The following is a 25,186-nucleotide window of genomic DNA, read 5'->3' as shown; positions in this document are numbered from 1 at the left end:
AAGAAATTAACTGAGAGTATATCCCTATATTTTATGGAATTATTTCAAGCACAAAAAACAAGCAAACTAGGGAAATAAAGAAATAATTCACAGTCTAAGTTAGGAATATAAATAACGAAATTCTTCCATCAATAGAGAAAGATAAAGAGTCCCAAATAAATTTACGGCAGTTTTTACTAAATTTGCTGGGAACGGGTCAGCAACCAAATCAGATAAACTCCGCCAACAAGCCCTGTCATAAGTCCAATAGGCACTGCCGCTTTTAAAGGCAAAAGCTGTGTAAACAGATCAGCTGCCAACAAAAGGCAAGCGCCCATTAGAGCGGCACTGATGACAGGCATATTTCTTGAACGAGTCAGGCGAACCACAAGCTGAGGTGCGGCCAAAGCAACAAAAGCAATTGGCCCAGCAGCACCAGTGGCAAGAGCTGCTAACACTACAGCACAGAAAATCATGATAAGACGAACACGTTCCACCTTGATACCGAGCTGACTGGCAATATCATCCCCCATCTCGATAATGTTCAATTTCCTTGCCGTAAAAAGAACCAGAGGTACCAGTAATACAACCCCCGTTAAGACAGGAAAAACATGTCCCCATGTACGAGCATTAAGTGATCCAGCAAGCCACAAATTTGCCATCACGGTATTATCCAGATTTCCTTTTACCAGTAATAAGCCATTTAGGGCAGTTAACACTGAACCCACACCAATACCCGTTAGAATAAGACGATACCCACCTATTGAACCAGATTTTAAAGACAACAGATATACTACCGCTGCGGTCAGAACGCCACCAACAATAGCAGCAATCGCTACCTGCGCTGCATTATTATCAAATAAAACTATCTGTATAATTGCCCCCGTCGCCGCACCTGTTGTAAAACCAATCACATCTGGGGAACCTAACGCGTTTCTGGAAATGGACTGAAAGACCGCACCAGATACCCCCAGTGCCACACCAACAAAAATTGCGGTTAACACTCGAGGTAAACGAATATCCATGATGATCTTTTCGCTGACAGTGCCAGAACTCGGCCCCCAAAAAATACTGATAATTTGCTCGATGGTGATATTGAATTTGCCGATAGTCATGGAAAAAACCGCTAATACCATAATCAACAGCAGCATGGCACAAGTCACCATGAGGTTTCTGGGAACGAAAACAAGAGACATCTTTCCTTGTCGCCAGACCTTACCGGAAATATTAACCTCAGTCTTGCAATAATTCCGTCTGCTCATAATTGGACAATTTTCCATTTTCTGACAAGAAAAACAAAGAACGGCCCTCCGATTAGCGCCACCATAATGCCAACACTAATTTCCCCAGGATATCCTACGACTCGCCCCAGGCTATCAGCAGCGACCACCATAACCCCAGATATAAGCATAGAATAAGGGAGTACCCAACGATAATCAGGCCCTGCAATTAAACGGGCGAAATGAGGAGCTGTCAGGCCGATGAAACTAATAGGCCCCGCCGCTGCCGTTGCACCACCAGATAACATAATGATGACCAATGCAGACAGAATCCAGACTTTGGTTTGATTAACACCCAGTGATTTTCCCAGATCATGACCAAGTGCTACCGTATCAAGAGACTTTGTCAACATTAAGGCAATCATCACTCCTGAGGCCACCAGAATAAAGATAGGAAAAAGTACTTCATAACCTCGCCCTTGAAGTGAACCCACCACCCAGTGCCGGAATTGATTAAATACCTCATCTTCACTGTTTATGGTGATAATCTGGGTGACAGCAAATAATACAACGGACAAGGCAGCGCCCGCCAATACCATTCTTACCGGGTTCAACCCATGCTGAATTCCCCCAAGTAAATACACACCACAACCTGCAATGGCCGCCCCTGCCAGACCAAACCACATATAACCAATAACATCGGAAATGCCAAAAAAAGCAATTGCCGAGACAATGGAAACCGCTGCCCCGGCATTGATACCCAGGATACCCGGATCAGCCAGTGGATTACGGGTAAGCGCCTGCATAATGGCGCCAGCGACCCCCAACGAACAACCAACGATTATCGCCAGCAGAGTACGAGGCACTCTCAGGTAACGAACCAATAAATGTTCACTATTGGCAGGATTAAAAGCGGTAAATGCCTCCCAGGTAACTTTTATCGTGACAGGACGGGTTCCGACAAAAAGACTAAAAACTGAAAATGCCACAAGCAATAACCCACAAATCAGCAACCCTCTTCGCTGAAATCTGAATTGCCGGTTATGGGATTGCGCGGCAGAATTAGCAGCTGAAAAAATCGATTTTCTCATATCCAGCCCAAACAATAACTAAGCTATTTCGCTTTCTACTTAATACCAAACCGTTTAACAATGCTGTCAGCAATTTCTTTTGCACTGTAATAGTCAATTCGAAACGAATTCATACCAAGGCCATAGACTTGCCCTGTTTTGACCGATGCCAAATTAGCGAGTACAGGATCTTTTAAGAACTCGGTAGCTCTGTCATTTCCTGCGCTTAAAAGAAATGTCGTAGGCGCAGTTAGCTGCGTAATATTTTCATATTGTGCCCAAACAAAATCTCCGGTTTTATTTCCACCGTTATGCCAGGTAGGATCTGCCGGCTCGATAGTAAATCCAAGCTGTGAAAGCAACAAAGCATGTGGACTTATACTCGTTGATATGGGGTTAATCGTTCCCGGCCCCCCATAGCTGATAATATTAACCTTACCTTCGGGGATGGCAATTTTTGCCCGACATTCAGCAAGATAGTTATCAAAACCCGTAATTCTGGCCGTAACTTTATCTTCAAGCCCTATCGCCTTTCCTAATTCAGTCGCCAAACCCTGCCATGTCTGTTTACCATAACCTAAGATAATCGTAGGCGCGATTTGTTTAAGTTGTTCTACCTGAGCATATGCAGAATCAGCACCACTCATAGAAACCACAATCAGATCGGGCGCGACAACATAAGCCATTTCCAGATCAATATTGCCGGCTTGCCAAAGCTTTTCAAGTCCCCGTTCTTGAGCAACGCTGTCCCATTGAGCGAAAAATTTCCCATTCGTGGCCGTTGCACTTGCGACTACGGGGGCCTCAATTGATAACAGTATTCCTGTTATCGAAACGGTGGTCGATAAAATACGCTGGGGTTTTGTGGGAATAGTGGTGATAGTACCATCAGCATTTTTAAAATCTCTTGGCCAAGAAAGGCTTTCCGTCTGAGCTGCATTTTTTGCATTTGCAGCATAAACAGTCCCCCCAAATAAACTGACCAGAGTAATTACCAAGCCATATACAAGGGTTAACATCGATTTCATTCTGGCGTTCTCAGATAGTGATTGTGGTTCAGCGATACAGAAACTTCGCATACCCATTCAGATAATCCAAAGTGGACGTAATGTATCATTTTGTCTAATATCCGACAACGAGATTAATAATGATTATCATACACAATAACGATGATCACGAAATACGTCACATTCTTGTTGTATCGCACAACAAATGTTTCATTTTCTCAGTAATAAAACCAACTCAGATCTCAGCCAGAAACAATAAATGAAAAATGGTGCTCAAACAGGAGAATGAATGTCATGGGAATAAATAGGCAATTATGCGTTGGCTTGTTCAGATGGGAATATCGTGGCTTAACATTGTGTAAACACCTATCACAAGCATAGAAGAGAGTTTTTCCATTTTTTTATTCTATTTTCTATGATGAATTCATAAGGTTTATCCAATGTTAAATATCGCTCAAACTTCTAGCTGGATTCCATTGACACAGGCACAACAATATTACTGGCACGAGTTCAGCCTGCATCCTGAAAGAGTTGTTTCGACTGTTGCGCACTATCTGGATATTCAGGGTAATGTCGATCAGGAAGCACTTTGCAAAGCAATAACGATGATGATTAGTGAAACAGAGGTGCTCTCTGTCCGTTTTCAACTCCGTAAAGAAGAGCCGTTTCCTTTACAACAACCGAATCAAGCCACCATACCACAGCTAAAATTCATCGACTTACAGACCCAGCCCGATCCCTTCCACGCCGCACTACAACTCATGCAAACCGATGTAGAATCTCCACTGAATTTATTAACTCAACCGCTATCTGCTCAATGGCTATTCAAATTAAGCGAGTCTCATTATCTCTGGTACAACCGTGCTCATCATATTCTTCTTGATGGATTTGGTATGGCACTCATTGAATATCGCTGTGCGCATTTCTATTCGTACTATCTTGGTAAAGCCAATGCCGATGCTTCCTTTCACTCACTCAGCAGCTACCTTACTGAAGAACAAGAATACTGTAACAGCGAGCAATATGAAAAGGATCGCTTGTACTGGCAAAATTATCTTTCATCCGCTCGCCTTCCAACCATGGATATCGCCCGAGCCGACTATAGTACCAAACGCCATCATTCCAGTTGTACGTTCTCCGAGAATATTGTCACAGGCTTAACACATTTATCCGCTGATACAAGGATCGCCTGGCCAGATCTGTTAGTCGCACTTTCAAGCATCTACCTGCTTCATCATTTCCCTACACAGACACAAAATGGTGAATATTCAATGCCGCTATGGCTACCCTATATGAACCGCCGAACCCGTTTCAGAACCAATACACCGGCATTAATGACTAATATCCTTCCCTTATTGATAAACACCAATCTGGATGAAACATTAGAGACTTTTTTGAAAAAGACAATCAACGCGCTTCATATTCAACGGACTCATGCCAGATATCGTATAGAACAAATCTTTTTAGATCACAGTTTACCTCAAGATACCCGTTACTTATTTTCTCCACTGCTCAATATATTACCTTTTGACTCTCCCAATTTTGTCGATTGCCAGGTTAAACGCCATATACTCACCAGCGGACTCTATGACTGTTTTAGCTTTAATATTATCTACCGCGGTAAAGTAGATGCTGGAGAATTAATTATTGATCTCGATGCTGATTCATCAATGTTTAGTCAAGAAGAGGTTGAAAACCATCAAAAAAACCTGACTAATTTTCTACAAAAAGTGCTCACCGGAAACTCGCTTTTCCTGCCTATAAAAGCGCTTTATTGATAAAATAAAAAAATAACTTACCTATAAAAATAAAAGAACCGGAGTCTGACTCCGGTTCAGAGCACGTGAGTCAGGTATTTCATTGATATAGTTAAAATAGTCATCGTCAAAATCACTTTTTTATGAAAGATGATGATCGGATCGTTTTAATGATGAAAATCCCGGCAGACCAGTAAATAACTTGGTGGTAATAAAGATACTCGGATAATCAATACCTTTTTTCAAAGCTTAAATCCTGTCAAATTAACCATTTTATCTATTTTTGCACTGCATTGTTTTTATTATTTTCTTCGTAAAATAATAGCGAGAAAACACTTAAATATTATCTTACCCGGATAATATTATTTTTCTCACTAATTTGTTTTTAATTCTTTAATTAATAGTTAATCGACTTTGATTTAAATGTAATTGACATCCTATTAAAAAATTGCATTTATAATTAAACCCATTTTTATATAAAGCTTTTAACATATCTATTTTCGTGTTTTTAAATGGTCATGACAGATTAATTAGATGTAAAATAAACGAAGGGTAACACGACGATAAATGTATTAAACATGACAGGGAATAAGCCGTTTTTAGTTACTCTATGCCTTTTAAAAATCTGACATTAATGAGCGTCTGTTTTTTTACCAAAGCCCAAAGGGCTTTGAGACTGCTGACAAAAGGCTTGCTTTTTCTCCTCGTAGGTTTTGAGTGTGCCTGACTTTTCTTTCTCTGCGGCGGACAGAAGATGTGCCAGTGAATTATAGACAATCACTATTTCCCCGGCATTGGCACCACTGTTCGCACCTTCTGCGCTGTTGGTTGCAATCGCCCCCGCAACGCCGCCAATTTTTAAATAATTTTTACAGATGGTAAGTAGCAATTAATAACAAAGAAACCCTAGCCGTATGAACTGCACCTTTATAAGTTGAATATCCAACTTTTGGAATACAGTTCACAAGGCCGAGAGCTTTTTTTAACGTAACCAGAATGGTAGATCGTCTGGGCTTAAAGCATCGTATTCTTCTAAGGAACGATATTGATCTTCCATATACAAAGGCATATCAGTAATTACTACTTTTACAGGCTCATACTTGTAGTCTGGATATGATTTAAATTCCTCATAATTTACCTTTGCAGATTCAATGCAATATGAAAAAGCGTCGAAATAGCGAAAAAATACATCTGATAACATAGGGAAGCTAAGATCCAATCTGCTTTCTTCAACATTAGCCAATCTTACCGTGTCCCATTCAACTGATGAACTTGGCAAGTTCATAAATAGTTGACGTACTTGTTCCATCTGAGCCTTAGCATCCTCTATCTCTTCTTGACGTAAATAACGCTTATAAAGCCTATCTGTTAAAAGATGCCAGTTTTGTTCTGGATACTTCAGTTCAACAAAGAGTTTCAAACATTCAAAAAACAATACAACATCATTGACTGTTCCAAGCTCTTTTGTAGAACTTCCACCGCTAAATCCTATATTTCTCATTCTGTCTTGAACCTAATTGATGAGGCACTAATCATGCCGTTAGATTTTTCAACAATACCTTTTCTGATAGCCGCTTCTTGCTGAAATGTCATTGCTTGCCCTCTAACATCAATAACTACTCGTTGTTTCATCCCCGCAGGTAAATTCTTCTGCCTCTCAATCGCCTGCTTGGCAACACTATTAATCAGGCCATTTTTGTTCGTTGCAATATTATAGTTCTTCACTTCAACACTACAAACATTGCCCTGACACCAGTCTGGACGAACACTGCCTTTAGTGCCATAAGGAACTTCCTTGCCATCTTTAAATGTAACCTGACCACTCCAGCCATCCCCCAAATCTTTCCCAACATCAATTTCTGATTTTCTGTGACCGGGGCGTGAGACTAATGTGATTTCATCACTGGCCTTATTGAGCAGTTTGGAAGCTTCGCCAACGTCACCTTTCTGTAAGGCTTTCTCTGCTGCCTTAATAGTCTTCCCGGCTGCATCACCTGCACCGGGAATAATCGCTATTGCGGCTACCAGATAATCTAATGCACTCTCAGCTTCAACAAAGCCTTTGATATCTCCGACAATCGGCACGAAGTCAGTCCCTAAACTGATAACGTCTCCGGCTTGTTTACACACCGCCGGTGACTGTTGACAAAAGGCTTGCTTTTTCTCCTCGTAGGTTTTGAGTGTGCCTGACTTTTCTTTCTCTGCGGCGGACAAAAGATGTGCCAGTGAATTATAGACAATCACTATTTCCCCGGCATTGGCACCACTGTTCGCACCTTCTGCGCTGTTGGTTGCAATCGCCCCCGCAACGCCGCCGAGGATTTTACCACCGGCCTGAATGGCCATCGGATCGCTGAATGTTTTATCCAATGTTATTGCAGCCAGTTCCGCGGCTAATGCCCCGGCAGCCGCCCCTTTGGCCTCCCCGCCGCCAATTTCTGCCGCCAGGGCAGATACCGCTGCGTGGCTGATGGCTTTTCCGGGTAAACCTAACACCTGACCGTTATCACCAATCAGCCCGGCCCCTTCGGCGTTAATCTAGCTGCCAATATTGGCCAGTAATGCGGTGGTGAAATTATCTTTAAAGCTGCCACCATTAATCGTCGTGTTCAGACTGGCGCTAATGACGGACTGACCCGCGACCCGTTGAGCCACTTTGCTCCAGTCACCGTTGCTCAGTGACGGTAATGTCGCTTTTGCCGGGTCAATTTGCGTGCCATTGGCGGCTTTATCCCATCCCATGATGGTGTCAAAACCCGCCAGTGCGCCACCCATCGCCATGGATGTGAGGGTGGATTTAACGGTGGCGCTGCTGCCCAACACTTTTAAGGTTTTGGATAAGTCTCCTTGATTATCCACCAAAGTGACCGCGGCCTGAGAAGCGAGTGCAGCCATGCCGGAGGCCGTCGCGCCGTAAGCCACTGAGCTCATGGTGGCGGCAGTACTGGCGGTCGCGCCCGCTGCTGTCGCGGCTGAACCCGCTGTACTGGCGGCAGACCCGGCCACCGAAGCCGTTATTCCCGCCCCCGCTGTCGCAGCGGCGACTGCAATCGCAATTACCGCAGAGACCACCGGATTCAGATGCTGGCTTTTATAATCCCAACGGTCATACGCATCTTTGACTAAGTTCCATTGAACATCTTCTCGTTCATTCAGTCCTTTCAGCCAGGCAGTTTCCGGGGTATTGCCAAATACTGACACCGCATTTTGTAGCGATTGACCATTCCGGGCTTTGATATCCGCGCTGACACCTTTAGCCGCTTCTATTGTCAGTTTTCCGCCAATATGAATCGCAGGAAGCACCCATTTGTTTTCGGTATAGCCTTTATCAGTCTGCTTGATATAAAAGCCTTTGGAATGGGTAATCGTCTGTTCAAAGGTACTGTTTTTGACCGCTTTAAAATTGACTTTACCGTGAGTACTGGTCAGTCTGGCGTTTTTATCCGTCGCAATTTTACTGGCTTCGTAAGTGCTGTCATCCCGGCTTAACAGATTGATATCCCCGCCCGCGGTAAATTCCGTGACTTTGTTGGTGACATCATGACGGGTGTGTGTGGTGGTTTTCTTTTTACCATACCACCGACGTTGGGTTTCTGTTTTCTCATAGTGGCTGGATTCTTCCATTGCCTGAGCGTACAGATAACCGCCTTGCGCCGCGATATCCATTGTCCCTTTAGCCGCCAGTTTGGTGGCCTGGAATAGCATGCTGCCGTTTGAAATCACGGTCAGGACGCCACCGCTGGTCAGTTCAGTGCCATTCTGAGTCACGGATTCGGTGGATTCACGGCCATTTTCCCGATAAGTGTGATTTTGCGCTGATTCGAAGCGCATATTGCCACCCGAGGAAAGTATGACATCCCCCCCCCGAAGTCAGTTTAGAACCCATTGTGGTGATAGCGCCATTGGCCGCTATTGTCAGTTTTTTATCCCCCCGGATTTGAGCCGTGAAATGTAGATTATCTTTGTCGTTATCATCACCATATTGAATGGGGGAATAACCATAAATCAGGAAAGGTAAAGTGATATGGTTTCCTGCGGATAATAATGTGTTTCCGTTTGCCTGTATCTGAACGGCTTTCCCGTTAATATCCCCACCACTCATTATGCTGATATGATTCTTTGCCGTGATTCTGCTGCCTAATTCCATTGAACGTAAAGGGGGAATATAATTACCCGATAAGAAAAGTTTGCCCAGTCTGTGAAACATCAGTTCACGAGAACTGAGCTCAATATGCTTTGCCGCAGTTAAATAAACCTCTTTTCCGGCTGAGATGAAAGCGCCTTGAGTGAAAAAATGACCCCCGGCATGAATTATCAATGATTCTGCGGCAGTTAAAACGCCGGTCATTGGCAATAGAGACTGAAAGTCTGCCTTCTCTTGCTCAGGCAAAATAGCATTAAGGAGATTGTTATCCCATGGGTCTGGATGCATAGGACCCGTTTGTCTTGGGGATAGCCGTCCATTGTTTTCTATTTCAATATCATTATTGGCTGTCAGAGAGATATGAGTGCCTGGAGTTAAATATGTATTGTGTAAAAGTAGATTTTTACCCGTGTAGATTGTTAAATTACCCTTAGCCCCTAAGGTACTTATTCTACGGGTATTGTCTGCATTAAAATAGCCGGGTTTTTCACTGCTTTGGAACCGGATATCTCCATGACGGCTTATCAGGGTGATATCTTTGCCTTTTACCTCACTTTGCAGCGCGTGAATATGATTGATGGCTGTCATAGATAAATGATTTGATGACAGCAGTGATGCATCATTAAGATTAATATCCTGTTCAGAGATAATATCTAATGTATTCATTGCCTTTATTTTATCAGTAATATTAATTTTCCCCGCATGGAGAAGAATATTTTCTGCTGATAATGTTTCTGGTCGTTCTTTAACATTCACTTCCGAGACCGTTTTAATGTCATAAGGAAGTTCGGTATTAATATTAATACTGTCTTTGAAATCAGCGACAATGCTCCCTTTCGCGATTACGCTGGCGGGCTCAAGGACATTTTCCTCATCATGCCAGGTTTTAGTTTCTCCTGATTTTTTATAAGGATATACCGTTGGCATTGGCTCAAGCTTAAGGTCATAAATAATAAAATCATTGAGTGAACCTTTTCTTTTGCTTTCATTAATCAATTTATTTCCAGCCAGAAAGATATCTTTTTTAGCCTCAATCCGACTGATTCGATTGGATAAATTATTACTGTTAATGTAAGCATTTCTTCCAGAGAAAATAAGACCGGGCGGAGAATTTTCCAATACCCTACTTTTAATTCTGCTATTATTTAAATACGCTTTTCCTGTCCCGTCCTTTCCAAGGCCAATCCCACTAAAATAGACATGCCCAAACCATTTATCAGGAAGTGGCGTCAACTCTGCGGTGAGAGAATAAGGGGAGTCGAAAATGCTTATATCACTAAAAATAGTCATATCTCGGTCTGTAAAATCGGGTGTTACCTGCTTATTTTGCATAACAAAGATATTGCGAGTATTATTCAACTCCTTTGTCCTGATAACCAAATCCCCCTTCACGGTTTTTATCGTCGCCGATCTATTCTCGACTAACTGACCTTTATTCCCCTGTGCATCTTTCTGTATCCACATATTATCGTTGGCTTGCAGTAAAGCTTTATCCCCGGTATTTCGCACGGTATCACCGAATACCCGCATATCCCGGCCCGCAGCCACACGGCCTTTATTATCCAGTGTGGTATTGGCCAGAGTAATATCCTGTCCCGCCTGCACTTTAGTATTTTGAGCAATATGCGTTTCTTTGCCAAGAATATTCAGGTCCGTTTTGGCCTGAATATTACCCAGTTCAATTTTGCCATTAGCGTTTAAAGTAATATCACGTTGATTACTGGTTAACTCTTTCAGATTAACCCCGACGCCATCCTCAGTCGCCACCAGCCGGATTTTATTCGCGTACATGCCGCCTAACGCTTTGGTATCCACCGCTAATTGCGGTTTAGCCCCTTCGCCAGCGACAAGTTTCACGGTGCCATCTTTCAGGTTGATGCGGTTGGCGCCCTGCGTCAGCGACAGGGTATTGGCCTGAATTTTGCCATTTAATTCCGTTGCCCGGCTGATAATATCGACATAATCCGTCGCCTTGCCATCCAGCCCTTTATCACCAATGGTGATCTGGCCCTGTTTCACCTCCAGGGCTTCCAGTGCGCCCTGTTTATCAAACAGGGGCTTACCGGTGGTCAGGGTGGCGCCCGAAGTATTAATAAAACCACAACCATCACAAGTTATGCCGTTGGGGTTGGCAATCATCACGTTGGCTTTGTTACCCACTATTTCTAATTGGCCTTGCAGGTCAGAGCGGCCACTGCCGGTGACTTCATTGATGATCAGTTCCGCCGGTTTCTCTTTCAGATTAGGGTTGGCGTTAAGTTGCCCGGCCAGCTGGGATTGCGCCGCCTGAGTGGCGTTATTGAGGACAGCGCCTTGTGGGGCAACATTGAACTCCTGATAGGTGTTGTGAGATATTCCGGCGCCGTTCGGCGTGGCGATATTGACCACCGGGATATTATTCTGGTTTTGGACCTGTGTCTGGTTATTATCCGGCGTGATACCCGCAGCCATCGCCGGATGTAACGGCTGGATTGCCGTAAAGTAAATTAAAAGATAACTCGTGGCTCTGACCACCGAGTCGTTGCGTTTATTCATTGCTTATCCCTTTCCTAAATTTAATTAAGTGTTACAAAGTGAGTGAGGCTGACCAATAAGTGACCCAGTTATCCGGTTTTAAGTGAGCGGGGTGAATGAGGGGCTTTCCTACCGTGATAGTGTCTTGATCCACCGGGCTGACAGGCATTGAAGCCTGTGCCCGTGTGGAGATGGCCAGCAGAACAAGTCCTGTCAGGCTCCGGTAATAAAGCGGTAATTTTCCCATGGATAATCATTAATAATTTATTAGTGACATAATTAAACTATTCTAATTTGGAATTAATTATCCGTCTGAATGAATAGTATGAAATGTGATCAAGATCTGGTTCTTTAATCCTGACAATGGGGAATGAGATATATTAAATGCTGAAAAGTGGCAATAAGATTGGAGATACTATCTAATCCTGTATTTGATTGAGCCGTGATAATCGAAACGCTAAAAGTCAACAATGTGAAAACCGGAGTCAAGCTCCGGTTCTTTTGCAAAAACAGGTTACATGCTTTGTGAAAGCAAGGAGAAAACCTGCCGGGTATTCCTGCATTTAACTAAAAGCTGGGGCGTCAGAATAACCCCAAATTTTTCAGTGAGACGCCGGGCGATTTCTTTGAGATGAGAAGGTCTTAATCCTAGCGCTAAAAACTCAGAGTCTTCATTCAAACCAGATAACTGCTGCGCACCAATGGTATGCAAATAAATGCCGAGGATCGATTGGTAATACTCATTCTCTGCGCTATTATTGACTCTTTGGCTCTCTGATACAACGGACTTCTTATCAGCCAAATTATCCGACTTCGATTGTGTAAAGAACGCCCTAATTTGGTGTCGATCTATTTTACCGTTTGCAGACAAAGGAAATGCTTGGATATGAGCAAAACGTGTTGGTATATGAGAAACCGGTAAAAGCTCATGAGAAAAATCCCGTAATTCTGAGGCAGGAATTTCCCGGCTATTTAGCGTCGTATACATGGCGCCTAACGTTGCATCGCCATTTTGCTCATTTGGATAATCAACGACCACAACATTATTGATTTGTGAGTGCTTACATAGCTCACTTTCAATATCGTGGAGAGACACTCTAATTCCCCGAATTTTGACATAACCATTTACTCTGCTGGCAAAGATAATTGTGCCATCTTTTCGGTAATAGCCCTGATCCCCCGTTCTAAACGCTCTTAACTGTTCACCTTTAGGCGAAATGATAGTAACAAAATCCTTTTGCACAACAATACCATCTTCAAGATAGCCTAAGGCAAGATTGACTCCTGTAGTATAAATCCGACCCGTCACAAACGCCGGGCAATGTTCATTGATATCATTACAGATAAAATATTGAGTCGCAGGCAGAGGTTTACCATAGGGAATAAGGCTAACATCCTCTGGGGTAATTTCATGCCATATACTCCAGATTGTTGTTTCAGTCGGCCCTCCCAAAGAAAATAGCCGGATATCAGGATAAATTGCTCTAATTTCTTCGATGATCATCGGCTTAATATAATCGCCGCCCTGCGCTATCAATCTAAGGGAAGAGAGAGAACCTCCCTTTTGGCACGCAATTAACATTTCTAAAATCGCAGGCACTGAACACCAAATAGAAACTTTGTGTTTCGAAACCAGCCGATTCCAACGGATAGCATCTTTCTCTTCATGGGGTTCAGGGATAACCAATGTTGCACCAATAGTCAGTGATGCAAAGAGGTCGAAAACAGACATATCATGATGTAATGGCGTGACGGAAATAAACACATCATCTTGTTTAACCTCCCATTTATTCAGCGTTTGCTCGATAACATTAGATGTTGCTTTATTATTGAGTACCACACATTTAGGCTTACCCGTTGTTCCGGAGGTATACAGATAATAAGCGGGTTCAATGCTATGACTCAGTGATGATAAAGTTTCTAAGGGGAGTGAGACGTTTTCAGCAACCGATGTGAGTAGTGTCTCCAAAGTGATGGCTTTATCACTATTCAACTGTCCGGCATTTACAATGAGATCAGGATGACAATTCGTTAGCAAATAATCCAGTCGTTCAGAGGGAGAATTAACATCAATAGGCACCCAGATAATCCCCAAAAGCGCACACGCGATTGTCACCATCACATGTTCAGGACTACGCGGTAAACAAATCGCGACAACATTCCCTTTGCGCAGCCCATAATGATTCAGGTTATTCACTATCTTTTGAACATATTCCCCCAACTCAGAATAAGTAATTTGCCGATCCCCACAGATGATGGCAGACTTTTTTAATTTTGCCGTCGATAGATTATCCGCAATACGAGCCAAGAAATTTGAACAAATAAAATCACTGTTATCACCGTTATCTTTGTAATGGTGATATTCAATCGCCTGAGAAAAATCCACCGCGAGGTTTCCCTGACGACAGATAAGCGCTATTGCGTGAGTGATTGTTTGTAAAATATCCTGTACGATATTTTTCTCCAGTGCTTTTTCTGCATAATCAATGGATAACACCAGATTTTTATCCTGGTCCAGAGACAAACGAATATCCATCGCAACTTGTGGCGTCTGCGTTAATCCATCATAAAAAGAGACATCACCAGATGCAGACAATGTTTTCCACGACAAACCATTCGTTAACACAACGGGTAACGCTAAACCTGTCTGATGTTGGCTGAATATTAGCTTGTTAATATCAACACCGGAAAAATCCAGATGTTCCAGAGACGCAAAAATCTCATTTTGAAAAGCACTCGCTCTTTCCAAAAATGGCACTTGGTCTCTTTTAAAATAAGCAGCGATAAATGAAGATTCATTACTGAACTGCATTTTCTGGGCGGGAATAGCGACCGGAACACCGATACATAATGTACTATCTTGTATCCAAAATGACATTATCTCCAGGATAATCGTGGACAAAATCGTATTTTGAAACAGGCCATAAGATGAAGCTATTTTAGACAAATTATTCAACGTCGTGCTGGGAACAGTGACCTTTTCCCTTCTGTAACGAGAGGATTTAATTGATTCTGGCGGTCTTTTCCAAGGCAAAGCCGGTGGGCCGGGATATTCTTTCAGCTTTTCTGACCAATATTGAGTATCACTTTGCTTTTTCGAGCCAGAAGGCTGTTGAAGCAAATGAGCGATATTTCTCGTTTGCATATCGCCTTTCTGGTCATTCTCATCTCCCTCAAACAATTTAAACAATATTAGAGAGATAGCTCTGCCATCTAAAATCAGTGCATCAAAACTCACAAACACCACGGTCGTAACATGGTCATTATCTTCATATTCTGGCTCTGCCAATTTAATGACCCAAATATGCCAGGGAGAGCGAGAAAGATCGTGGATTTTATGAGAATACGCCTGCCTCATTTCATCGATCTTTTGATAAGCCACTGAACGCGGAATGCCCGTGAAATCAATTTCATCAAGATTCAAGGTAATGGCATCGGAAACATGTTGAACTAATGAATTTTCATCTATATGGGTACGTAACGCATCGTATTGCTGTACTAATCTGGTTAGCCGAGTCTTAATGACAGAAAACTCGATGTTACCTCTGAATTCCCTGAAATCATGCATGGCAACACCACCCAATGGTAACAGTTCACTCCGGCCTAGTAGGTATGCACATTGTAATGGTGTCAGTGCGGTATCCATGATATTTCCTCGATTTTTGATGATGAGAAAGAACAAAACCTACGTTAACGAACTTAAACATTTAGCATCCTTCAAAAAGAAAGATTACTTCGGCTTGCTAAGGATTTTCAGTAGTGCCTCAGCCGCCTTTTCAGCCATTCCCTGCGATCTCACTGTCATCGTCTGCGCCAGTGCATTTAATGTTCGATGAGTCGTAATATCTGCAATTATCAAGCCTGCCTGTGGGATATATTTGTTAATAAATCCCGTTAATTCTTCCGCGACATCAGCGTCAATATCCAATGCAGAAAGAGCAGTATTAGCGTTGATATTTTCTTCATTCGTAAGCCGAGACAGCAGAAGAATGAGCATTTTCTCAACACAAGAGGAAGTCACCTTTTCAGTCCCCACATCCTGATGCGAAGTAGAAAAATGAGATGAGAAAAAATAGTCCAAAGACTGGTTTATCAATTCAGGCGAACGAATGATCATTCGAATCAAAGAGAGATATATATCAAACATTCTGCGGATATACGGTTCAGGGAAAACATCCAGACGAACATCCCAGTTAATCAAAATTCCTTCATAAGCAGGCGCAACCTGAACATCCAAAGCAACCTGTGGGCCTTGCGAAATAACAAAGGTCATGTCACCAAAAGCACGGGTGACATTTTCGGAAAATAAATTATCGCCACTGATACCAAAACCGGATGTAAAAACGATGGGCGAAATTTGCATATTACCGTGGTATCTGGAGAGATCTCGCATGACACTGACTCCCGGATAAGTACAGTGAGAGAGGAGTAAAGCGATTTGATCAGCAAAACGACGGCATAACGTAATCATCGACTCATGACGCTGTAATTCAACACTTAAAATAAATAAATCTGAAAAATCACCAACAATTTGCTCCACATCACTGAGGTAACGTTCCCGCTGGAACGTAGGCACATTTAATCTAAATTTGTCAGACTGCGTGCAAATCCCCACTGTACAAGCGAAAAGAGATAGAAATAGTGTTGATAGCGTAATCTGATATTTTTTAGCTGTTGCTTTTAACAAGAGCTTTTCTTCTTTAGTCAGTTGAACAGCTAATCGATCACTACAATATTCTCCTTTTGGAAAATGGCTATGAATACGAGGTAACTTAGGAGCTTGTGGAATTTGCGCAATACGCGTACTCCACCACTTTTTATCACGCTCACGTAAAGTCAATAAAAGTTTATCAGCCTGCATCCGCTCTAAATAGTGAAAATAAGTGCTGCCTCCATTTTTCAGTTGATGTTCAGGCTGGTGATAAAATCGGGCCAAATCTTCCATAAGGATACGAAAACTTTGCGCATCACCTGCGATCATGTCCAGATCAACATGCAAACGAAAATCTCCATCCTTTAAAAGAGTGACACTCAAATCAATAGGCTGACCATATTCAAGATTCAGTTTCTGGTGGGTTTTACTTTTTCGTTTACTTTCCAGAAAATCAGCAATACCTTTTTCGTCATATATGCTGACATCATCAATGTGCAATTTATTATTGGAAGACCGACTTTCTATAGTTTGCATGCCATCCGGTGTAACGCGTAGTCGTAACATCGGATGAATATCAAAAAGGTACTGTACAGCAATTTTCAGCCGCTCAAGATCAAGCCCAGTACCATCAAACTCGGCATACAAATGTGCGGTAACACCGCCCAACGTCTGTTCATATTGCCGGCCAACCCAATAAGCGGCCTGCATGGTCGTTAGCTCTCTCATTTGGTTTCCATAAAGTTTAGATCATCAACTACAACAAAAATGCGATTACATGAGAATGATAATAAAAATTATTATTATCTGATAAATAAAGCAACATGAATATGAATCACCATGACGTCAATGATTAAAACAAACTGAAAATATTTATATTTATTAATTACATAAAACAACAAGATGGGCAGAAAATCCCATTAAATTGGGTCCAAATTAAGATAACACTATCTAAATTAGATAGAAAATTTAATATATTTAATAAATTAATATCCAATTTATAGCAATAAATAAATGGACACCGCACAATCTGTTTCTCCAGCTTGATTACGACGACATCCATGGACAAACCAATAGTTAATAAATAGCCTTTACATGATAGATCTATCTGGCGGGCTGGAAACCATTACCGTGCAGTTAGGTTATGCTCAAAGTGATGATGCGTAAAAAATTTATCAAAACCCAAGATTAGTAACAGTGGGTACAACAACACCCGAAATATGAGGGTGGATGAGGATGTCAATAACCATTGCACAAGCAGCATGGGTTGCAAGCTCGGTAGGAAAAACAGTTAACGACGTTAATGATGTGGCTAAAAAGCATATTGAAAAAAGTGAAATTACACATAGCGCAAGAACTGATTTATTAACTCAAATTAAGCAAATTAACCAAGAGAACAGGCAAAAATGAATAATTCCATATGAATCACCATTCATAATTCATACGACGAAAATAAATACTCGGCTAGTGCCAGTCAGTTAAATAACTGGCTGGCAGTTTCAGAAATAGCATTCTGTCGCACAATAGAATTTCCTCAAAATAACCGATGCGTGTTGCAAAAAGCCCCCGCTATAATCGTGGCGGGAGCAAAAGTCACTTACAATACATCAACGGCATTTAATTCCTTGAAAGCCTGTTCCAGACGGGTAGTCATAGAAACCTGGCCTGCACGCAGCCATACCCGTGGATCATAGAATTTTTTATTTGGCTTATCTGCACCTTCTGGGTTACCCAACTGGCCCTGCAAGTAGCCTTCATTCTTTTTGTAGTAGCTCAGAATACCTTCCCAAGTTGCCCATTGAGTGTCAGTATCGATATTCATTTTAACAACACCGTAGCTAACAGCTTCTCTGATCTCTTCTGCTGTAGAGCCTGAACCGCCGTGAAAAACGAAATCCAGGCTATTGGGTGGCAAATTGAATTTCTCAGAGACATGGTCCTGAGAGTTACGCAGAATTTTTGGCGTCAGTTTAACGTTACCTGGCTTATAAACACCATGAACATTACCGAAAGAAGCAGCAATGGTGAAACGTGGGCTGATGGCGTTTAACTTCTCATAAGCGTAAGCAACGTCTTCTGGTTGAGTATATAGGGCAGAGCTGTCCATATGGCTGTTATCAACACCATCTTCCTCACCACCAGTACAACCCAATTCAATTTCCAGTGTCATATCAATTTTCGCCATGCGAGCCAGATACTTACTGCAAATCTCAATATTTTCTTCCAGGGATTCTTCTGACAGATCGATCATATGAGAAGAGAACAACGGCTTACCGGTCGCTGCATAGTGTTTTTCACCCGCATCTAACAGACCATCAATCCATGGCAACAGTTTACGCGCACAATGGTCAGTATGCAGGATCACAGGAACACCATAATACTCAGCCATCTGATGAACATGGTGAGCCCCAGAAATTGAACCCAGAATAGCCGCTTGTTGACCTTCAGCTTTCAACCCTTTACCGGCGATAAAAGCACCACCACCGTTAGAAAACTGAATAATAATTGGAGAACGAACTTTTGCGGCAGTTTCCAAAACTGCGTTGATTGAATCAGTACCTACACAGTTTACCGCTGGCAACGCAAAGTTGTTTTCTTTGGCTATTGCGAACACTTTTTGAACATCATCACCAGTGATGACACCCGGTTTTACGAAATCAAAAATTTTAGACATGTTACGTGGGTCCTGTTTAGAGCGGGCAGATAAAACTGCCCGTCATGACTTAATTACTGTTTTGCACGTTCTTCCAGCATCACAACCGCGGGCAGTTTTTTTCCTTCTACAAACTCAAGGAAAGCCCCACCACCGGTAGAGATGTAAGAAATTTTGTCAGCAATACCGAACAGGTCGATCGCTGCCAGAGTATCGCCACCCCCTGCGATAGAGAATGCATCACTATCAGCAATTGCACGGGCTACAATTTCAGTTCCTTTACGGAAATTAGGGAATTCAAATACACCAACTGGACCATTCCACAGAATAGTTTTAGCATTTTTCAGGATCTCCGCCAGACGTTGAGCAGACTCATCACCCAGATCGAGGATTTGCTCATCATCTTTAATATCACTGGTGGATTTCAGGGTTGCTTCTGCGGTTTCAGAGAATTCGGTTGCTACACGAACATCAGTTGGCACTGGGATATCACAGCTTGTCAGCAGTTTTTTCGCTTCTGGGATCAGATCATCTTCATATAGGGAACGACCAACATTATGGCCTTCAGCGGCAACAAAAGTATTAGCAATACCACCACCTACAATTAGTTGATCAGCAATTTTTGACAACGAGTCCAGAACAGTCAATTTGGTTGAAACTTTAGAGCCACCAACGATAGCAACCATTGGACGAGCTGGCTTATCCAGCGCTTTACCCAAGGCGTCAAGTTCTGCGAACAACAAAGGACCCGCACAGGCAACAGGAGCAAACTTAGCCACACCATGAGTAGAAGCCTGAGCACGATGAGCCGTACCGAATGCATCCATAACATAAATATCACATAAGAAAGCGTATTTTTTAGCCAGTACTTCGTCGTCTTTCTTCTCACCTTTATTAAAGCGAACGTTCTCCAGAACAACCAATTCACCTTCTGCCATATCCACACCTTCCAGATACTCTTTTTCCAGACGAACTGGAGAAGACAGTTTCTCTTTCAGGTAGTCTACTACTGGTTTCAGCGAGAATTCTTCATTATATTCGCCTTCAGTAGGGCGTCCAAGGTGAGAAGTCACCATGACTTTGGCGCCCTGTTTTAATGCTGCTTCGATGGTCGGTAGGGAAGCACGGATACGCGCATCAGAGGTGACTTTGCCATCCTTTACCGGAACGTTCAGGTCAGCACGGATCAAAACACGCTTACCCGCTAGATCTAAATCGGTCATCTTAATTACAGACATGGTGAATCCTCTCATTGATTCTCTAAATTATTTAATCTTATGCCGTGTACAAATCTATTATGCACCGTCTGTCAGCAACAGATCATTTGAAACCGGTAGCAGCCATCGCTAACGCTGTATCCAGCATTCGATTAGCAAAGCCCCATTCATTATCACACCAGACTAATGTTTTAATCAGATGTTGCCCACTTACCCGCGTTTGTGTGCCATCAACAATCGCGCTGTGGGGATCATGGTTAAAATCCGTTGAGACTAACGGCAATTCTGTATAGTCAACTATACCACGAAATGAAGTCGCTGCTGACTCTTGCATTAGTTCATTGATTCTTTTGACATTTACCGGAGATTTTACCGTAACGCTCAAATCGATAGCAGTAACGTTAATCGTTGGTACACGTACTGAGATAGCTTCAAAACGGTCACAGAATTTTGGAAAAATCCGGGTTATTCCTACCGCCAGTTTAGTATCCACCGGAATAATAGACTGGCTTGCCGCCCGGGTACGCCGTAAATCTTTATGATAAGCATCAATCACAGGCTGATCATTCATTGAGGCATGAATTGTTGTCACTGTGCCAGACTCAATCTCAAATGCATCATCCAACAATTTAATGATGGGAATAATACAGTTAGTGGTACAAGAGGCATTGGATACAATGCGATCTTCGGCTGTCAATAAGTGGTGATTCACACCATAAACCACAGTCGCGTCTAAATCATTTCCACCCGGATGAGAAAACAGCACTTTTTTTGCACCACTGGCAAGGTGAGCCTCCCCATCAGCCTTACTGCCATAAATCCCACTGCAATCAAGAACAATATCAATACCCAATTCCTGCCAGGGTAGCACCGATACATCTGGTTGATGAAACAAGCGAATATTATCATCACCAACCTGCAACAAATCATTGTTCAGACGCACATCCCAAGAAAAACGGCCATGACTGGAGTCATATTTCAGCAAGTGAGCAATCCCTTCGGCATCGGCCAACTCGTTAACAGCAATAACAGCGATTTCAGCCCGGCGACCCGATTCATAAAGAGCACGTAAGACACTACGCCCTATCCTGCCAAAACCGTTTATTGCTACTTTGATTGTCATGTTACTCCCGAATAATAGTAATTATCACGCAACCGCTTAGAATAGCTGACTCAATCATTAATGTACCGACTGTTTATCACAAAATTATTAAAACAATGGCACCGAAAACGCCGTCAGACAACAAAATGAAACGATTCAGCTACTAGTAAGGAGATTACGGGAAAAGGAAATTGATCGCAATAGCAAAAAGTGATCAACCTGCCAAGTGAAGATATCGAAATTAATTGTTAGCAGAAAAATACCTCTTTATTTTCTCCCTGTTCAAAGGCAAGGCTTCCTACTTTATTTAAAGACTGTTGCTCATATTCGTCGAACGTAAGCAAGCAAAAAGAAACAATCCCACCGTTATTTACTCACAACCGCGACATTGATCATCAATATCATTTATTGAAATATTGACATTTAATCTCAATAAATGGAAACTAGTTGTCGCTTTTTGAGGTGCTAAAGGAAGGAAGTAAATCGTGTCAACCGATAAAACTTCGGCGTTTGAAGTATTCACTGAGATCACATTGGCGGTATTTCGGCTCAACGCCCTACTGCTCTCTAAAGGGGATCAGCTCGTCGCCCCGTTGGGAATCACAAGTGCAAGATGGCAAGTACTCGGTGCGATTGCGCATGCACCACATCCACTTACTGCGCCTCAGATTGCCGCCGCAATGGGTATCACGCGCCAGGGAGTGCAAAAGCAATTGAATCTCGGTCTGAACTCAGAGATGGTGAAAATTATCACTAATCCTCGGCATGAACGCTCACCACTCTATCAGCTGACCGAGCTTGGTTGGCGTACTTTTGATACGGCGATATCGCTGGAAGCTGAATGGGTCGGATCACTGATGCAATCCTCTGATCCTAACGAGCTAAAAGTGACATTAAACACCTTGATAAGCCTAGAGACGGGGCTAGAAGAGTCACCAGTGCCAAATGGTGCTACATAACACGTCATAGCGCTACGGATTGGTTAGTTAATAACGACAAAGAATTACCAAACAGTTAAACAAAATACAACGTGGAAACAGCATGTAATTGGTGGAATGCATTTGTCTCTACGTTGGCATATTGTTGCCGTCAAAAGCCGCGTAAATCACGCGACTCGCCTAGGCAGGATAGCAATACAAGCATAAATATAAACAAATAATTTTCAGGAGATAGAAATGGTCAAGCTAGAAGAAATGGACACCCACGTAACCCTACGGGAACAGTTATTTTCGAACACTGATGGCTCTATAGTGCTGGTGAACATATTTCATGTTGATCCCTCAATGGCTGACGCCCTAATAGAAACTTGGAAGGAAGATGCAGAATATTTCCGGTCTAAGGTAGGACTGATTTCCACACAATTACATCGCGGAATCGCTGGCAGTGGCACATTCATGAACTATGCCGTTTGGGAGAGTCTGGAGCGTTTCCGCGCCGCATTCATGGACCCTGAATTCAAGGAGAAACTCTCCAAGTATCCTGATGGGATTGTCGGTTCGCCTCACGTATTCCAAAAAGTAGCCGTCCCTGGAATTTGCGTGGCATAAGCCGAGGAAAACTGTCACGATCCCTCTTCGATAACGATATCATGCAGAACAAGAGCGCACCCGCTCAACGTTTACCTCAGGTGCGCTCATTTATGAAGCGACTAATTATTTCAGCAGAGCTTTAGCCTTAGCGACCACATTCTCTACAGTGAAACCAAACGCTTTAAACAGTTGATCAGCTGGCGCTGACTCACCAAATGTATTCATACCAACGATAGCGCCATTCATACCAACATATTTAAACCAGTAATCAGCAATACCCGCTTCAACTGCAACACGCGCAGAAACCGTAGCAGGCAGAACCGTTTCACGATATGCAGCATCCTGTTTATCAAAAGCATCAGTAGATGGCATAGAAACTACGCGCACCTTACGACCTTCCTGAATCAGTTGATTGTAAGCCGCCACAGCCAGTTCAATTTCTGAACCCGTTGCGATCAGAATCAGCTCTGGCTGGCCTTCACAATCTTTCAGAATGTAAGCCCCTTTCTCAATATTAGCCAATTGCTCAGCAGTACGTTCTTGCTGGGCCAGATTCTGGCGAGAGAAGATCAGTGCTGACGGGCCAGTTTTACGTTCGATAGCGTATTTCCACGCCACCGCAGATTCAACCTGATCGCATGGACGCCACGTACTCAGATTTGGTGTCACACGCAAACTTGCAATCTGCTCTACTGGCTGGTGAGTCGGACCATCTTCACCCAAACCTATTGAGTCATGGGTATAAACAAAGATGCTGCGAATTTTCATCAGTGCCGCCATACGCACTGCGTTACGAGCATATTCAACGAACATCAGGAAAGTGGCACCGTAAGGTACAAAGCCACCATGCAGAGCAATACCGTTCATAATGGCTGACATGCCAAATTCACGCACCCCATAATGGATATAGTTACCTGCCTGATCTTCGTTCAATGGCTTAGAACCTGACCACATCGTCAGGTTACTTGGCGCCAGATCAGCAGAACCGCCCATAAACTCAGGCAGCACTTTACCGAATGCTTCCAAAGCATTCTGAGATGCTTTACGGCTGGCAATATTGGCCGGATTATTTTGCAACTGTTCGATAAATGCTTTTGATTCGGCTTCCCAATTTGCAGGCAATTCACCACAGGTACGGCGTTTAAATTCAGCCGCTAACTCAGGGTACGCTTTTTCATAAGCGGCGAATTTTTCATTCCAGATTGTTTGTTTTGCTTTACCCGCTTCTTTTGCATCCCACTCTGAATAAATTTCCGCCGGAATTTCAAATGCTGGATGATTCCAACCCAATGCTTCACGAGTTGCTGCTATTTCTGCATCACCCAATGGAGCACCATGGGAATCGTGAGTACCTGCTTTGGTTGGTGCGCCAAAACCGATCACCGTTTTACACATCAACAGTGAAGGTTTATCAGAAACTTTACGGGCTTCTTCAATCGCTGCTTTGACCGAGTCTGCATTATGACCATCAACACCGCGAACCACATGCCAGCCATAAGCCTCAAAACGGCTTGCTGTATTATCTGTAAACCAGCCTTCAACATGACCATCAATGGAAATGCCATTGTCATCATAGAAAGCAACCAATTTACCCAGTTTTAACGTACCCGCCAAAGAACACACTTCATGAGAAACGCCTTCCATCATGCAACCGTCACCCATAAATACATAAGTGTCATGGTCAACGATATCATGACCGGGACGGTTAAATTGCTCAGCCAGGGTACGTTCAGCAATCGCGAAACCTACCGCGTTGGCAATCCCCTGCCCTAAAGGACCCGTCGTAGTTTCTACGCCTTGAGTATAGCCATACTCAGGATGGCCTGGGGTTTTGGAATGTAACTGACGGAAATTTTTCAGATCTTCAACTGAAACCTCATAACCGGTGAGATGCAACAGGCTATAAATCAGCATAGAACCATGACCATTAGACAATACAAAACGATCACGATCGGCCCAATGTGGGTCAGTTGGATTATGATTCAAATAATCACGCCATAAAACTTCAGCGATGTCAGCCATTCCCATAGGCGCACCAGGGTGCCCTGATTTTGCTTTCTGCACAGCATCCATACTCAGGAAGCGAATAGCATTGGCAAGGGTTTTACGAGTGGTCATTTTCTACTCCAAGTGGGATAAAAACGTTTAGGGGGTAATTTTCTCAGCACAGCGTACAAACCGCAATCTTTAAAGCCCAAAAGGGAAACTATCTTAATTTCACCTGAACGGCAATTCTTTGATTTAGGTCGCTGCTTTACATGAATTTCAGTGTTATCAGAGCAATAAATAAACGAACTAATTGAGTAATACTAAAGAGGTGAATTAATTAAATATAACCATGAG

Annotated in this window: 15 protein-coding genes and 1 pseudogene; 4 read left to right on the top strand and 12 right to left on the bottom strand. The window is 42.9% G+C overall.

From position 1 onward, the window contains the following. Nucleotides 1-176: 176 nt before the first annotated feature. Genes C5469_RS00340 through fepB form a run of 3 tightly spaced genes read right to left on the bottom strand, consistent with a single transcriptional unit; the run spans nucleotide 177 to nucleotide 3,354 of the window. Entirely contained in the window at nucleotides 177-1,241 is a 1,065-nt protein-coding gene (locus C5469_RS00340; RefSeq protein WP_166300804.1) for a FecCD family ABC transporter permease, read from the bottom strand. Further along, nucleotides 1,238-2,290 carry a FecCD family ABC transporter permease gene (locus tag C5469_RS00335; RefSeq protein ID WP_207628613.1) on the bottom strand — a complete coding sequence of 351 codons (1,053 nt, stop codon included), beginning with the start codon at nucleotides 2,288-2,290 and terminating at the stop codon, nucleotides 1,238-1,240. The genes C5469_RS00340 and C5469_RS00335 overlap by 4 nt, the downstream gene beginning before the upstream one ends. Nucleotides 2,291-2,325: 35 nt before the next feature. Next, nucleotides 2,326-3,354, bottom strand: coding sequence for a Fe2+-enterobactin ABC transporter substrate-binding protein (gene fepB, locus C5469_RS00330; protein WP_242689337.1), 1,029 nt, complete (start codon nucleotides 3,352-3,354; stop codon nucleotides 2,326-2,328). A 362-nt stretch (nucleotides 3,355-3,716) separates the two neighbouring features. Here fepB and C5469_RS00325 point away from each other — a divergent pair, with 362 nt between their 5' ends. Further along, nucleotides 3,717-5,054, top strand: a complete 1,338-nt coding sequence (locus C5469_RS00325; protein WP_166300801.1) for a condensation domain-containing protein — start codon at nucleotides 3,717-3,719, stop codon at nucleotides 5,052-5,054. 610 nt (nucleotides 5,055-5,664) lie between these two features. Here the strand turns inward: C5469_RS00325 and C5469_RS00320 are convergent. The 5 genes and pseudogenes from C5469_RS00320 to C5469_RS00300 form a co-directional block, all read right to left on the bottom strand. Beyond that, complete coding sequence (locus tag C5469_RS00320; RefSeq protein WP_166300798.1) at nucleotides 5,665-5,922, bottom strand: hypothetical protein; 258 nt, start codon at nucleotides 5,920-5,922, stop codon at nucleotides 5,665-5,667. 93 nt (nucleotides 5,923-6,015) lie between these two features. Continuing rightward, on the bottom strand, nucleotides 6,016-6,534 hold the full coding sequence (locus C5469_RS00315) for a hypothetical protein (RefSeq protein WP_166300795.1): 519 nt from the start codon (nucleotides 6,532-6,534) through the stop codon (nucleotides 6,016-6,018). Between the two features lie 767 nt (nucleotides 6,535-7,301). After that, nucleotides 7,302-11,712 (bottom strand): annotated as a pseudogene (locus tag C5469_RS24365) (DUF637 domain-containing protein); the annotation flags it as partial. Between the two features lie 493 nt (nucleotides 11,713-12,205). Beyond that, the gene (locus C5469_RS00305; protein ID WP_166300792.1) at nucleotides 12,206-15,337 is read right to left on the bottom strand and encodes an amino acid adenylation domain-containing protein; all 3,132 of its coding nucleotides are present in this window, start codon (nucleotides 15,335-15,337) and stop codon (nucleotides 12,206-12,208) included. An 84-nt stretch (nucleotides 15,338-15,421) separates the two neighbouring features. Then, the gene (locus C5469_RS00300) at nucleotides 15,422-17,071 is read right to left on the bottom strand and encodes a condensation domain-containing protein (RefSeq protein ID WP_166300789.1); all 1,650 of its coding nucleotides are present in this window, start codon (nucleotides 17,069-17,071) and stop codon (nucleotides 15,422-15,424) included. A gap of 507 nt (nucleotides 17,072-17,578) precedes the next feature. Here C5469_RS00300 and C5469_RS00295 point away from each other — a divergent pair. Next, nucleotides 17,579-17,752, top strand: coding sequence for a hypothetical protein (locus C5469_RS00295; protein WP_242689335.1), 174 nt, complete (start codon nucleotides 17,579-17,581; stop codon nucleotides 17,750-17,752). A 187-nt stretch (nucleotides 17,753-17,939) separates the two neighbouring features. Here C5469_RS00295 and fbaA read toward each other — a convergent pair whose 3' ends face one another. From fbaA to epd, 3 genes are all read right to left on the bottom strand, one after another. Beyond that, nucleotides 17,940-19,016 (bottom strand): class II fructose-bisphosphate aldolase, encoded by a 1,077-nt coding sequence (fbaA, locus tag C5469_RS00290; RefSeq protein ID WP_166300786.1) that lies wholly within the window; start codon nucleotides 19,014-19,016, stop codon nucleotides 17,940-17,942. A 53-nt stretch (nucleotides 19,017-19,069) separates the two neighbouring features. After that, nucleotides 19,070-20,233: a phosphoglycerate kinase gene (gene pgk / locus C5469_RS00285; RefSeq protein ID WP_166300783.1), complete on the bottom strand. Its 1,164-nt coding sequence runs from the start codon at nucleotides 20,231-20,233 to the stop codon at nucleotides 19,070-19,072. An 82-nt stretch (nucleotides 20,234-20,315) separates the two neighbouring features. After that, on the bottom strand, nucleotides 20,316-21,335 hold the full coding sequence (gene epd, locus C5469_RS00280; protein ID WP_166300780.1) for an erythrose-4-phosphate dehydrogenase: 1,020 nt from the start codon (nucleotides 21,333-21,335) through the stop codon (nucleotides 20,316-20,318). A gap of 464 nt (nucleotides 21,336-21,799) precedes the next feature. On the opposite strand from epd, the gene C5469_RS00275 reads away from it, so the two are divergent. Both C5469_RS00275 and C5469_RS00270 read left to right on the top strand, forming a co-directional pair. Continuing rightward, the gene (locus tag C5469_RS00275; RefSeq protein ID WP_166300777.1) at nucleotides 21,800-22,273 is read left to right on the top strand and encodes a MarR family transcriptional regulator; all 474 of its coding nucleotides are present in this window, start codon (nucleotides 21,800-21,802) and stop codon (nucleotides 22,271-22,273) included. Between the two features lie 216 nt (nucleotides 22,274-22,489). Further along, nucleotides 22,490-22,861, top strand: coding sequence for an antibiotic biosynthesis monooxygenase family protein (locus tag C5469_RS00270; protein ID WP_166300774.1), 372 nt, complete (start codon nucleotides 22,490-22,492; stop codon nucleotides 22,859-22,861). 105 nt (nucleotides 22,862-22,966) lie between these two features. Here C5469_RS00270 and tkt read toward each other — a convergent pair whose 3' ends face one another. After that, nucleotides 22,967-24,961: a transketolase gene (gene tkt / locus C5469_RS00265; RefSeq protein ID WP_166300771.1), complete on the bottom strand. Its 1,995-nt coding sequence runs from the start codon at nucleotides 24,959-24,961 to the stop codon at nucleotides 22,967-22,969. Between the last annotated feature and the right edge of the window lie 225 nt (nucleotides 24,962-25,186).

It is taken from the genome of Photorhabdus cinerea (genome assembly GCF_011189575.1).
In the GTDB taxonomy this organism is placed as follows: Bacteria; Pseudomonadota; Gammaproteobacteria; order Enterobacterales; family Enterobacteriaceae; genus Photorhabdus; species Photorhabdus cinerea.
The sequence above is the reverse complement of the archived record's forward strand: the minus strand, read 5'-3'. Positions and strand labels throughout refer to the sequence as shown.